Raw genomic sequence first — 13,490 nt, 5'->3', positions numbered from 1 at the left:
CTAGGGTGGGGCACGCCGACGGAACCGGATTGCTTGCCGACCGCAGGAGAGTGGGGCGCCATGGCGCGGGGTGTCGAATCGATCCGGCGCACCGCCCTGGGCGCCCTCGGTGCCGTCCTGCTGCTGCTCGGCGTCGCGCTGCTGGTGCTGCCCGGCCCCGGCCTGCTGCTCGTCTTCGCCGGGGTGGTGCTGCTGGCGCGCGCCGTTCCGGCGCTGGACCGGTTCGTCGCCCCGGTCCGCACCCGGGCGATGCGTGCCGCCGAGGAGAGCGTCTCCTCCCCCTGGCGCATCGCCGGCTCCGTGCTCGTGGGGCTGTTCCTCCTCGCCGCCGGCGTGGCCTGGGGTCTCGTGCCCGAGCTGCCGTACTCCGGATGGGCCACCGGGGCGAGTCTGATCGTCTCCGGCTTCGTGCTGTTCGCCCTGCTCTGTTGGAGCCACCGCCGCGTCCAGGCGGCGCGTCGCGGCTCGTCACCGGCCAGAGGACACGGGCGTTGACCAAACGGGACGACGTTCCGTATATTTAACCGGGACAGCGTCCCGCTTATTCTTGCGCCGACGCGCCCCCTCCCGGCGGCCTCGCCGTCCCCGCCGTCGATTCATCGAACGGACCCACGCATCATGAGCGCACCGACCCACCCCACCGATGTCGTCTCCCCGCCCGCTCCCGTCCTCTCCGTCGCCCCGGTGGTCCTGCCGGCCCCGGGGCGGCCGGTGGACCTCCAGGTGCGGGTCTCCGCGCCGGTGACCGGGACCGGCCTGCCCGTCCTCCTGCTCTCGCACGGCCAGGGCTACTCGAACCACCTCTCCTCCCTGAACGGCTACGCCCCGCTCGCCCACTACTGGGCCGCACACGGCTTCGTCGTGATCCAGCCGACCCACCTCAGCTCGCGGTCCCTGGCGCTGGACCCCGGCACCCCCGGGGCACCCCTGTTCTGGCGGTCGCGCGCCGAGGACATGACGCACGTCCTCGACGGGCTCGACATCCTGGAGGAGGCCGTCCCGCAGCTCTCCGGACGGCTGGACCGGAGCAGGGTCGCGGTCGCCGGGCACTCGATGGGCGGACACACCGCGAGCCTGCTGCTCGGCGCCCGGCTCACCGATCCGGACGACGGCACGGAGGCGGACCTGGCCGACCCCCGCGTCAAGGCGGGCGTGCTGCTCGCCGCGCCCGGCCGGGGCGGCGACGCCCTCAGCGCGTCCGCCGCCGAGAACATGCCCTTCCTCCTGACCACGGACTTCTCCCGCATGGCCACGCCCGCGCTCGTCGTCGCCGGCGACCAGGACGACTCCGCCCATCTGACGGTGTCCGGGGCCCAGTGGCATGCCGACCCGTACACCCTCTCCCCCGGCCCCAAGTCCCTGCTGACCCTGTTCGGCGCGGAGCACGGCCTCGGCGGGGTGGCCGGATACGACGTCGCGGAGACCACCGACGAGGACCCCGCGCGGGTGGCCGCCGTACAGCGGCTCACCTGGGCCTATCTGCGCTCCGCGCTGTATCCCGGTGACACCGCCTGGCAGCGGGCCCAGCAGACGTTGGCGGCCGGGCCGGACCCGCTCGGGCGGGTCGAGTCCAAGTAGGCCCGCACGGTCGGCCGCGGGGCGCGGGCGGGGCCGCTGGTAAAATGGCGGCACGCTTTGAAGCGCCCGGGTCCGTACCGAGGGGTACGGACCCGCTCGCGTTCCGGGCGGCTGATCAGAAAGGTCCCCCATGAACGCGAAGCCGACCGCATCCTTCGACGGCCTCGGACTGCCGCCGGTGCTGGTGGAGACGATGGCCGCCCTCGGGGTGACCGAGCCGTTCCCGATCCAGGCGGCGACCCTGCCCGACGCGCTGGCCGGGCGCGACGTCCTCGGCCGGGCCCGGACCGGCTCCGGCAAGACGCTGGCCTTCGGGCTGGCCCTGCTCGCCAGGACCGCGGGCCGCCGCGCGGAGTCGAAGCGGCCGCTGGCCCTCGTCCTGGTGTCGACCCGGGAACTGGCCCAGCAGGTGAGCGACGCGCTGGCGCCGTACGCGCGGGCGCTCGACGTCCGCCTGACCACGGTCGTCGGCGGACTGTCGATCAACCGGCAGACCCAGGCGCTGCGCGACGGCGCCGACGTGGTCGTCGCCACGCCGGGCCGCCTGACCGACCTGGTCTCCCGCCGGGACTGCCACCTGAACCAGGTGCGGATCACGGTGCTGGACGAGGCGGACCAGATGTGCGACATGGGGTTCCTGCCGCAGGTCTCCGGCATCCTGGAGCAGGTGCCCTCCGACGGGCAGCGGCTGCTGTTCTCGGCCACCCTCGACGGCGACGTCGACCAGTTGGTGCGGGACCACCTCCACGACCCCGTTCCGGTGTCGGTCGACCCGGCGTCGGCCTCGGTGAGCACGATGGAGCACCACGTGCTGACCGTCCACCCCGCCGACAAGTACGCGACCGCCACCGAGATCGCGGCCCGCGACGGCCGGGTGCTGATGTTCCTGGACACCAAGGCCGGGGTCGACCGGTTCACCCGGCAGCTGCGGGCCGCCGGGGTGTCCGCGGGCGCCCTGCACAGCGGGAAGTCGCAGCCGCAGCGCACCCACACCCTCGCCCGGTTCGTGGAGGGCGAGGTCACCGTGCTGGTGGCCACCAACGTCGCGGCGCGGGGCATCCATATCGACGACCTCGACCTCGTCGTCAACGTCGACCCGCCGGCCGACGCCAAGGACTACCTGCACCGCGGCGGGCGCACGGCGCGCGCCGGGCGGGCGGGGAGCGTGGTCACGCTCGTCACCCCCGACCAGCGGCGCGAGGTGAACCGGATGATGTCCGAGGCCGGGATCCGGCCGACGGTGACCCCGGTGCGCTCGGGCGAGCAGAAACTGACGGCCCTCACCGGCGCGAAGCGCCCGCCGACCGGTCCGGCGCAGGAGGGCGGCAACGCCCCCTTCCGCGGGATGGGCACCCGGCCGGGCCGCGCCGCCAAGGGCTCCCGCAAGGCCGTCGAGGCGCGCAAGGCCGCGGAGGCGCGCGCGGCCGCCCGGGTGCGCAGGGGCCGCTGACCGCCGACCGCCGACCGGGCGGGCCGATCACGGCGCCGGGGAACGGGACTTGACGCCGGATCGGCACCGAGAACTTTGAACACACCGATGACAAAGTATGGACATGCCAAGCGGAAGTCTCCTACCTTGGCGGCGGAACGTCCGTCCTACCGCACAAGACCGGAGCGATATCCGGCACGGTCCGGTCCCCATCCCCCGGAGGACCAATGCACCCACGGTTGTTCTCGCGTGCCCGAAGACACCTCATCCTCCTGCTGACGTCGGCCGTCGCGCTCGGCGGCGCCTGGGCCGCCCCGGCGTCCTCGGCGGCGCCCGCCGACATCCCGCCGCAGGAACCCGGCGTCACCCTGCGCGTGTTCGACGTCCAGACGCCGCTGAACGAGCTGTGCACCCTCAAGCCGGGCCAGACCCCCAACCACGACAAGCTGATGCCGACGGTCGACTGGTCGAGCACCGCCGACTTCGGCGGCATCGCCGACAACTTCGTCTCCCAGGCGTCCGGTTACCTGGTCGCCCCGCGTGCCGGCACCTACGTGTTCCGGCTCGTCAGCGACGACGGCTCCCGGCTGACCCTCGACGACGCCACGGTGATCGACCACGACGGACTGCACGGCGCGGAGCCCAAGGACGGCACGGTCGACCTCACCGCGGGAGCGCACCCGCTGCGCATCGACCACTTCGACCGCGGCGGCGGCCAGCAGGTGCAGCTGTCCTGGATGCCGCCGGGCGAGAGCGAGTTCACCGTCGTCCCCACCGAGGCGCTGAGCACCGACGCCGGGGTGGTCCGGGTGACGGCGCCGGGCCGCAAGGAGTGCGAGGCCGGGCGCGACACCCCCGGCGACGGTCTGCCGCTGACCTCCGTGCGCCCCGACCTCGACCTCACCGACCTGCGCCCCGACGGCTTCGAACCGCAGGTCACCGGCATGGACTGGCTGCCCGACGGACGCCTGGCGCTCAGCACCTGGGGCGGCACCGACAACGTTGCCGGAGAGGTGTACCTCCTGGACAACGTCACCGGTAGGACCAGCCGCGACCGGGTGACCGTCGAGAAGGTGGCCAGCGGGCTGCGCGAGCCCATGGGCATCAAGTACGTGGACGGTTCGCTCTACGTCTCGCAGAAGCACGAGCTGACCCGGCTCGTCGACCGCGACGGCGACGACGTGACCGACGAGTACCGCACGGTCGCCACCTGGCCCTACGGCGGCAACTTCCACGAGTTCGCGTTCGGCCTGCTCTACCGCGACGGCTACTTCTACGTGAACCTCTCCGTCGCCATCGACCTCGGCGGCGCGACCACCACCCCGCAGCCCGCGCCCAACCGCGGGACGACGTACAAAATCAGCAAGAAGACCGGGAAGATCAGCCCGATCGCGGGCGGGCTGCGCACCCCGAACGGCATCGGCTGGGGGCCGGGCGGCGACCTGTTCGCCACCGACAACCAGGGCGGCTGGCTGCCCGCCTCGAAGCTGGTCCAGATCAAGCAGGACCGGTTCTTCAACCACTACACCGAGCCCGCGGGGCCCTTCGAGGACTCCCCCGTCACCGAGCCGGTGCTGTGGCTGCCGCAGAACGAGATCGGCAACTCGCCGTCCACCCCGCTGTACCTCACCAAGGGCCGGTTCGCGGGCCAGATGCTGATCGGCGACGTCACCTACGGCGGCCTCCAGCGCGCCTACCTGGAGAAGGTGAAGGGCCAGTACCAGGGCGCCGTCTTCCGCTACACGCAGGGCCTGGAGGCAGGCGTCAACCGGGTCTCCATGGGCCCCGACGGCGCGATCTACACCGGCGGCCTGGGCGCCGACGGCAACTGGGGGCAGGAGGGCAAGCTCAAGTTCGGCCTCCAGAAGCTGACGCCCAACGGCGGCAACACCTTCGACGTCCAGAAGATGCGGGCGGTGCCGGGCGGCTTCGACCTCACGTACACCCAGCCGGTGTCCGAGGAGACGGCCGCGGAGCTGGCCTCCCGCTACGAGGCCGAGCAGTGGCGCTACACGCCGACCGGCGACTACGGCGGCCCGAAGATCGCCGAGGAGGAGCTGGCCGTGCGGTCCGCGACGCTCTCGGACGACGGCCGCACCGTGCGGCTGCGGCTGGACGGCCTGAAGCCGGACCGCGTCGTGCACGTGCGCTCCCCGCGCCCGTTCACCTCCGCCTCCGGTGAGACGCTGTGGAGCACCGAGGCCTGGTACACCCTCAACGAGATGCCCGGCAAGCAGCCGCCGGCGGCCACCCGGTACGAGGCCGAGGAGGCGCGTCTGACGGGGAAGGCGGGCATCCACACCGACCACGCCGGCTACTCCGGCAGCGGCTTCGTCGACCGCTACGCCACCGAGGGCAAGGTCACCACGACCTTCGACGTGACCGTCCCGAAGACCGGCACCTACGACGTGGGCCTGCGCTACTCCAACGGCCCGAACCCCTTCGAGGGCACCAAGTCGCTGTCCCTGTACGCGGACGGGAAGAAGGTGCGCCAGACACAGCTCCCCTCCACCGGGGACTGGGACACCTGGTCCACCCGGACCGAGCCGGTGCGGCTGCGCGCCGGGCACAACACCGTCTCCTACCGCTACGACCCCGGCGACACCGGCCACGTCAACCTCGACCTGATCACCGTGCGCCCGCACGGCGCCCGGGTCGCCCTGTTCGACGGCACCGCCGCCTCGCAGGACCAGTGGCAGCACACGGACGGGAGGAAGGTGGCCTGGCCGCTGGCCGAGGAGCGGTCGATGGAGGTGTGCTGCGGTGACATCCGCACCAAGGACGCCTACCAGGACTTCAAGCTGCACGTGGAGTTCCGCGTGCCCCTGCTGCCGGACGACGTGACCGGCCAGGACCGCGGCAACAGCGGCATCTACCTCCAGGACCGCTACGAGCTCCAGATCCTCGACTCCTACGGCGACACCACCCCGGACACCAACGAGGCCGGGGCGATCTACCTCAAGAAGGCTCCCGACACCAACGCGGCCACGGCCCCGGAGACCTGGCAGACGTACGACGTCGTCTTCCGTGCCGCCCGCTTCGACGAGAACGGCGCCAAGACCGCCGACGCGCGGGTGACGGTCGTGTGGAACGGCAAGACGGTCCACGACGACATCGTGCTCGACGGGCCCACCGCGGCCGGCCGGGCCGAGACGCCCGCCGCCGGGGCGATCCGGTTGCAGGACCACGGGAACAAGGTCCGGTTCCGCGACATCCGCATCGAGCCGCTGGACTGACCCCCAGCCGTGGGGGGCGGCCCCTGACGGCCGCCCCGCACCTCCCGCTCCACCGGACGGTGGGTCCGAGTTCCCCGGCCGCCTGTGGGTAGGGTGAAACGAGAACTGCCCTGCCCGTCGAACAAGGAGCGGAATTGAGCGAGCCGGCGTCCATCGCCCTGCAGAAGGAGATCGCCCGGGAACTGGAGGTCGCGGAGACCTTCGACGCCGAACGGGAGATCGAGCGCCGGGTGGCCTTCCTCGCCGAGCGGCTGACCTCCACCGGTCTGCGCGCGCTCGTGCTCGGGATCAGCGGCGGGGTCGACTCGACCACCGCGGGCAGACTGTGCCAGCTCGCCGTGGAGCGGGCCCGCGCCGCGGGGCACGAGGCCCGTTTCTACGCGATGCGGCTGCCGCACGGCGTCCAGGCCGACGAGCACGACGCCCAGCTCGCCCTCTCCTTCATCCGGGCCGACCACGTACTGACCGTGGACATCAAGCCCGCGAGCGACGCTGCGCTCGACGCCCTGCTCGCCGCCGACGTGGCCTTCCGCGACGCCGGCCACCAGGACTTCGTGCACGGCAACATCAAGGCACGGCAGCGCATGATCGCGCAGTACGCGGTGGCCGGGGCGCACGGCGGCCTGGTCGTCGGCACCGACCACGCGGCCGAGGCGGTCTCCGGCTTCTTCACCAAGTTCGGCGACGGTGCCGCCGACCTCGTGCCGCTGACGGGCCTCACCAAGCGCCGGGTGCGCGCCGTCGCGGACGCGCTGGGCGCCCCCGCCGAGCTGGTCCGGAAGGTTCCCACGGCCGACCTGGAGACCCTCGACCCGGGCAAGGCCGACGAGGACGCCCTCGGAGTCACCTACGAGGAGATCGACGACTTCCTGGAGGGCAAGCCGGTGAAGGAGCAGACCTTCGAGAAGATCCTCACCCGGTACCGGCAGACCGACCACAAGCGCCGGCTGCCGATCGCTCCCTGACCGCCGGCCCCGGCCGATGGCGGGCGGCGGCCCCCACCGGCGGCCGCCGCCCGCCGATCAGGTCCTTTATGTGCGGTTTGCCAGAAGTCGCCTTAGTCTGGCCGATGAGGTGCCCGCACCAGGACCGACACCGGCCGGAGAGACGGAGCGAACATGGCGGACTTCATCGGCGCGGTGGACCAGGGGACCACGAGTACCCGGTTCATGATCTTCGATCACGGCGGCAACGAGGTCGCGAAGCACCAGTTGGAGCACGAGCAGATCCTCCCGCGCTCCGGGTGGGTGGAGCACGACCCGGTGGAGATCTGGGAGCGCACCAATTCGGTGATGCAGAACGCCCTGCGCAACGGCGGACTGTCGGGCACCGACCTGGCGGCCATCGGCATCACCAACCAGCGGGAGACCACGGTGGTCTGGGACCCGCGGACCGGCCGTCCCTACTACAACGCCATCGTGTGGCAGGACACCCGCACCGACGCCATCGCGGCGAGCCTGGAGCGCTCCGGCCGGGGCGAGGTCATCCGCCGCAAGGCCGGGCTGCCGCCCGCGACGTACTTCTCCGGCGGGAAGATCCAGTGGATCCTGGAGAACGTCGACGGCGTCCGCGAGGCGGCGGAGCAAGGACACGCGGTGTTCGGCAACACCGACTGCTGGGTCCTGTGGAACCTGACCGGCGGTCCCGACGGCGGCATCCACGCCACCGACGTGACCAACGCGAGCCGCACCATGCTGATGAACCTGGAGACGCTCGACTGGGACGACGAACTGCTGGGCTTCTTCGGCATCCCCCGCAGCATGCTGCCGACCATCAACCCGTCCTCGCACCGCGAGGCGTACGGCACGACCCGGACCTCCCGGCCGCTGCGCGCCGCCGTGCCCATCACGGGGGTGCTGGGCGACCAGCACGCGGCGACCGTCGGACAGGTCTGCTTCTCGCCCGGCGAGGCCAAGAACACCTACGGCACCGGCAACTTCCTGGTCCTCAACACCGGCACCGAACTGGTCCGCTCCCGGCACGGCCTGCTGACCACCGTGGCCTACCAGTTCGGCGACAACCCGCCGGTATACGCGCTGGAGGGCTCCATCGCGGTGACGGGGTCCGCCGTGCAGTGGCTGCGCGACCAGATGAAGATCATCAAGACCGCGGCCGAGAGCGAGGAACTGGCCCGCACCGTCGAGGACAACGGCGGCATGTACTTCGTCCCCGCGTTCTCCGGTCTGTTCGCCCCGTACTGGCGCTCCGACGCGCGGGGCGCGATCGTCGGGCTCGCCAGGTACAACGACAACGCGCACCTGGCACGGGCGACGCTGGAGGCCATCTGCTACCAGAGCCGCGACGTCGTCGAGGCCATGGAGCAGGACTCCTCGGTCCACCTGGACGTGCTCCGGGTCGACGGCGGCGTGACCGCCAACGACCTGTGCATGCAGATCCAGGCGGACGTGCTCGGCGTTCCCGTCAGCCGCCCCGTGGTCTCGGAGACCACCGCCCTCGGCGCGGCCTACGCGGCGGGACTGGCCACCGGCTTCTGGCGGGACACCGACGAACTGCGCACCCACTGGAGCGAGTCCAGGCGCTGGGAGCCCCAGTGGTCCGAGGACAAGCGCGCGGAGGGGTACGCGGGCTGGAAGAGGGCGGTGGAGCGCACCCTCGACTGGGTCGAGGTCCCCGAGAGCTGACCCCGGGGCGGACCACCTTAGGGTGATCCCATGTCTGCCGGATTGAGCGCCCCCAGAACCCGGGCCGCGCTGCGCACCAGCGCGCGTTTCTCGGGCGAGTTGCTGCTGATACTCGTCATGCTCGCCGTGACCCTGTGGGTCCTCGGCCGTATGTGGTCGGTGGTGTGGCCGCTGCTCGTCGGCCTGCTCCTGACCACGTTGACGTGGCCCCCGGCCCGCTTCCTGCGGCGGCACGGGTGGCGTCCGGCACTGGCCGCCACGGTGGTGACGGTGGGCTTCCTGCTGGTCGTCCTGGGCATCGTGGCCCTGATCGCCGTGCCGATGTCCTCGCAGACCGATGAGTTGACCGACGGCGTGGTCGAGGGCATCCAGCGGCTGCGCGAGTGGGCCGCGGGACCGCCGCTGAACATCGGGGACGACGAGATCACCGGTGCGGTCGACGCATCGGTGGCCCGCATCCAGGACAGCGTCGGCAGCATCACCACCGCGGTGGCGACGGGGGTGGGCGCGGTGGTCAACGGCCTGATCACCGCTGTCCTGGGCGTCTTCCTGATGTTCTTCTTCCTCAAGGACGGGCCGCGGTTCCTGCCCTGGCTGGCCCGCCAGTTGCCCGGCCGGCTGGCCACCGACGTCCCGGTCGTCGCCCTGCGGAGCTGGGAGACCCTGGGCTCCTTCGTCCGGTCGCAGGCCCTGGTGGGGCTGCTCGACGCCGTGTTCATCGGCCTCGGCCTGTGGATCCTGGGCGTGCCGTTGGTACTGCCCCTGGCGGTCCTGACGTTCGTGTCCGCGTTCGTGCCCATCGTGGGCGCCCTGTTCGCGGGCTTCGTGGCCGTGCTCATCGCCCTGGTGTCGAACGGCCTGATGGACGCGCTCATCGTGCTCGCGATCATCGTGGTCGTGCAGCAGTTGGAGGGCAACGTCTTCCAGCCCATCATCCAGAGCCGCGGCCTCGGTCTGCACGCGGCGGTGATCCTGCTGGCGGTGACGCTGGGCGGCAGCCTGTCCGGGATCGTGGGCAGTCTGCTCGCCGTCCCCCTCGCCGCGCTGATCGCGGTGGTGTGGAACTACGTGCGCGAGCAGTTGGCCGAGCCGCCCGAGGAGACCGCGACCGCCGAGGGCTGAGCCGGCGGACGAGCCCGCTCACGTGAAGGACGCGCCCTCGCGCGAAATGGCTCGCGGCCGGGCGGGCGGTGGTGTTGGCTGTCGGGCGTGGAACTCTTCAGCCGCTCCTGGTCGGCCCTGCTCGCCGCGGTCGCCGACCTCTCCGACGAGGACTTCGCCCGGCCGTCCGGCTGCACCGGCTGGCTCGTCCGGGACCTGGTCTGCCACCTGGTCATCGACGCCCAGGACGTCCTGATCACCCTGGCCACCCCGACCGCCGAGGAGCCGACCCGGGACGCGGTGACCTACTGGCAGGTCGTCGAGCCGCCGACCGGGGACGACCCGCTGGACGCGCTGATCGTCCGCCTGGCCGCCGCCTACGAGCAGCCGTGGCTGCTCAAGTTCCATCTCGACGACGTCGGTTCCGCCGCGGGCCGCGCCGCGGCGCTCGCGGACCCCACCGGCCGGGTCGGTACCCAGGACCAGGTGCTCACCGCGGGCGACTACCTCTCGGCGTACGTCCTGGAATGGTCCCTGCACCACCTCGACCTGATCGCGCATCTCCCGGAGGCCGCGGCACCGCCCGCGGAGGGGCTCAGCCGCTCGCGGGAGCTGCTGGAAGGGGTCGTCGGTGCGGCGTTCCCCGCCTCGTTCACCGACCGGGACGCGCTGCTGATCGGCACCGGACGGCGGGCGCCGACCGCGGCGGAGACGGCCGCGCTGGGCGAGTTGGCGGGGCGGCTCCCCTTCCCGATCGGCTGACCTGCCCATCGGGCCCCGGTGTGCCGCCCAGCGGATCGTCCAGCGGGTCGTCCGATCGGACGACGGGGCCCTCGTCCGATCGGCAGGGGCAACGGGGCCGGTGCGTCGACCCGTGCGGGTGCTCCGCGGGCCCACGCTGGAGGCACCCGTCCCCGACACCGCGGAGCCGTCCCACCATGACCGCCAAGCCACCCACCCCCGCCGACCTCGCCCTGTCGGACGCCGTGCGCCGCGGCGACCCCGACGCCGTCCGGGCGGCCCTGCGGGCCGGTGCCGACCGGGAACTGCGCGACGAGCGGGGCCGCACCCCGCTGCTGCTGGCGGCCCTGGCCGACCGGGTCGCGGTCGCCGAGGCCCTGGTCGCGGCCGGCGCGGACGTCAACGCGCAGGACGCGCGTGACGACAGCGCGTGGCTGGTCACCGGGGTCACGGGCAGCGTCGCGATGATGCGGGCGCTGCTGCCCGGGGGCCCGGACGTCACGCTGACCAACCGCTTCGGCGGCGTCTCGGTCATCCCGGCGAGCGAACGCGGTCACGTGGCCTACGTACGGGCGGTGCTCGCGGAGACGGACATCGACGTCGACCACGTCAACCGGCTCGGCTGGACGGCGCTCCTCGAAGCGGTCGTCCTCGGCGACGGCGACCGCGCGCACCAGGAGGTCGTGGCGGCCCTGCTCGCCGCGGGCGCCGATCCCGCACTGCCGGACGGCGACGGTGTCACGGCCCGTGTCCACGCCGAGCGCAGGGGCTTCGAGGCCATCGCGGACCTGCTGCGGCGGGCCGAGTCACGCGCCGGCGACGGCGCTCGCGAAGAGGGCGGGCGGCGGTGAAGCCGCGCTCCCCGGCGGGCCGCCTCGCCGCGCTGGCCGCCGTCACCGCCACGCTGGCCGGATGCGCATCGGACGGAGGTGGCGACGGGGCCGCGTCACCCGCGCCCGCCCCGCCCTCCAGCACGGCCCCGCGTACGCCCGACTCCGGCGGCGCGTCCGCGCGCACGCCGGAAGGCACCCTGCTGGTCACGGACTTCGGCGCGGACACCGTCACCTTCGTCGACCCCGCCGGGCGGGGCCGGGCGGCCGACCTGGGCTCGGTGCGGGTCGGGACGGCGCCGTACGGGATCGCCCTGGGCGAGGACGGCACGGCGTGGGTGGCGACCGCGGAGGGGGTGGCCGCCGTGGACACCCGCACCCGCGAGCGCACCGCCCTGATCCCGTACCGGACGGACACCGGCCCCGTGACGACCGGTGAGTACCGGGGCGGCGGCATGGGCATCGCCCTGTCCCCCGACGGCGGCCGCGTCTACGTCGGGGTCAACGTCCCCGGCGGCGACGGCGCACTGGAGGTCGTCGACACCGGGCGACGGCAGGTGACGGAGGTCGTGCCGGTCGGACGCCGTCCCTTCGACGTCGACGTCTCGGGCGACGGGCGGCAGGTCTACGCGACGAACCACGACTCGTTCGACGTGAGCGTCGTCGACACCGGCGACTGGACCGCGCGCCGCATCGAAGTCGCCCCCTACGGCACCGAGGGCGGCCTCGGCTCCTGGCTCAAGCCGCACTACACCGCCGTACGCCCCGCTGACGGAGCCCTGCTGCTGCCGTTCGAGGGTGAGCGTTTGGCGGTGGTCGACCCCGGCACCGGGCGGGTCCGGATCGAGGAGATGACCGCCGACACCCACCAGCACGGCGTCACGGCGGGCGCCGACGGCACGCTCTACGTGGTGGGGACGGGGCCGATCGACCCGTCCGAGGACGACGGCCCGTCCCTGACCGTCCGCACGCCCGACGGCGACGAACGGGTCATCCCCCTGGACGGCCCGCACGAGACCGTAGCCCTCTCGGCCGACGGCGGCACCGCCTACGTGTCCGGCGGCTTCACCCGCGACGGCTACTGGAACGGCCTGAGCGTCGTCGACCTCGGCACCGGCCGGGTGACCCGGCTCCCCGTGGGCGAGCGCCCCCTGGCCGTCGCGGTCCTGACGGAGCCCGGCATGACAGTCCCTGCCGTCACGTAGAATCCGCGGCATGGGTCGATGGGAGCCGAACGCGCGCGGCCGCCTGGAGCAGGCGGCGCTGGAGCTGTACGTGGAGCGCGGTTACGAACAGACCCCGGTGGCCGAGATCACCAAGCGTGCGGGGCTGACGGAGCGGACGTTCTTCCGGCACTTCGCCGACAAGCGGGAGGTCCTCTTCGGCGGTTCCGGCAGGCTGGAGGAGCTGTGCGCGGGCGCCGTCGCGGCGGCGCCCGCGACGGCGACGCCGATGGAGGCGGTGGCCGCCGCCCTGGACGCCGCGGCGGCCGCCTTCGAGGAGCGCGGCGATCTGGTCCGCCTGCGGCAGGGCGTCATCGACGCCAACGCCGAGCTGCGGGAGCGGGAACTGACCAAGCTCGCCTCCCTGTCCGGCGCCCTCGCCGACGCGCTGCGTGAGCGCGGCGTGGCGGAACTGACGGCGCGGCTGGCGGCCGAGGCGGCGATCGCCGTGCTCAAGGTCGCCTACGGACGCTGGATCGACGGGGGGCAGGAGTCACCGCTGCGGCCGCTGCTCGCCGAGTGCTTCGACATCCTCCGCACGGCCTCCGCCCGCGGCACGGCGAACGCCCGCTAGGGGGTGTCGTCGGGACCGGGTCGGCTCCGCCGCGGCGGTGCCCGGCGCGTTGCCGGGGTGTGCCGCACCCAGGCGGGGACCGTCCTGGTCCGTCCCCGCCGCACCGCACAGACTCGATGGCGCAGACAGCTGCGAA

11 protein-coding genes are annotated in these 13,490 nt (G+C 73.0%); all 11 read left to right on the top strand.

The features are described 5' to 3' along the window. Positions 1 to 60: 60 nt before the first annotated feature. On the top strand, positions 61 to 495 hold the full coding sequence (locus ACIRGB_RS21710; RefSeq protein ID WP_403868162.1) for a PGPGW domain-containing protein: 435 nt from the start codon (positions 61 to 63) through the stop codon (positions 493 to 495). A gap of 123 nt (positions 496 to 618) precedes the next feature. Continuing rightward, a complete protein-coding gene (locus ACIRGB_RS21705) occupies positions 619 to 1,578 on the top strand; it encodes an alpha/beta hydrolase family protein (protein ID WP_403867415.1) in 960 nt (319 codons plus the stop codon). Positions 1,579 to 1,708: 130 nt separating this feature from the next. Continuing rightward, on the top strand, positions 1,709 to 3,028 hold the full coding sequence (locus ACIRGB_RS21700) for a DEAD/DEAH box helicase (RefSeq protein WP_403867412.1): 1,320 nt from the start codon (positions 1,709 to 1,711) through the stop codon (positions 3,026 to 3,028). Between the two features lie 206 nt (positions 3,029 to 3,234). Beyond that, positions 3,235 to 6,243 carry a family 16 glycoside hydrolase gene (locus ACIRGB_RS21695; RefSeq protein ID WP_403867409.1) on the top strand — a complete coding sequence of 1,003 codons (3,009 nt, stop codon included), beginning with the start codon at positions 3,235 to 3,237 and terminating at the stop codon, positions 6,241 to 6,243. A gap of 134 nt (positions 6,244 to 6,377) precedes the next feature. Beyond that, on the top strand, positions 6,378 to 7,208 hold the full coding sequence (gene nadE / locus ACIRGB_RS21690; protein ID WP_398908738.1) for an ammonia-dependent NAD(+) synthetase: 831 nt from the start codon (positions 6,378 to 6,380) through the stop codon (positions 7,206 to 7,208). 153 nt (positions 7,209 to 7,361) lie between these two features. Next, a complete protein-coding gene (gene glpK, locus ACIRGB_RS21685) occupies positions 7,362 to 8,885 on the top strand; it encodes a glycerol kinase GlpK (protein WP_403867404.1) in 1,524 nt (507 codons plus the stop codon). Positions 8,886 to 8,915: 30 nt separating this feature from the next. Continuing rightward, the gene (locus ACIRGB_RS21680) at positions 8,916 to 10,007 is read left to right on the top strand and encodes an AI-2E family transporter (protein WP_403867401.1); all 1,092 of its coding nucleotides are present in this window, start codon (positions 8,916 to 8,918) and stop codon (positions 10,005 to 10,007) included. 87 nt (positions 10,008 to 10,094) lie between these two features. Then, positions 10,095 to 10,748 carry a maleylpyruvate isomerase N-terminal domain-containing protein gene (locus tag ACIRGB_RS21675; protein WP_403867398.1) on the top strand — a complete coding sequence of 218 codons (654 nt, stop codon included), beginning with the start codon at positions 10,095 to 10,097 and terminating at the stop codon, positions 10,746 to 10,748. 176 nt (positions 10,749 to 10,924) lie between these two features. Further along, positions 10,925 to 11,578 (top strand): ankyrin repeat domain-containing protein, encoded by a 654-nt coding sequence (locus ACIRGB_RS21670; RefSeq protein WP_403867395.1) that lies wholly within the window; start codon positions 10,925 to 10,927, stop codon positions 11,576 to 11,578. Next, entirely contained in the window at positions 11,575 to 12,762 is a 1,188-nt protein-coding gene (locus ACIRGB_RS21665) for a YncE family protein (RefSeq protein ID WP_403867392.1), read from the top strand. The genes ACIRGB_RS21670 and ACIRGB_RS21665 overlap by 4 nt, the downstream gene beginning before the upstream one ends. 10 nt (positions 12,763 to 12,772) lie before the next feature. Beyond that, the gene (locus tag ACIRGB_RS21660; protein ID WP_403867389.1) at positions 12,773 to 13,354 is read left to right on the top strand and encodes a TetR/AcrR family transcriptional regulator; all 582 of its coding nucleotides are present in this window, start codon (positions 12,773 to 12,775) and stop codon (positions 13,352 to 13,354) included. The last annotated feature ends 136 nt before the right edge of the window (positions 13,355 to 13,490 follow it).

Source organism: Streptomyces sp. NPDC102490, assembly GCF_044765285.1.
Classification (GTDB): Bacteria; Actinomycetota; Actinomycetes; order Streptomycetales; family Streptomycetaceae; genus Streptomyces.
Note: the sequence above shows the minus strand (reverse complement) of the source record. Positions and strands in the feature narration are given on the sequence as shown.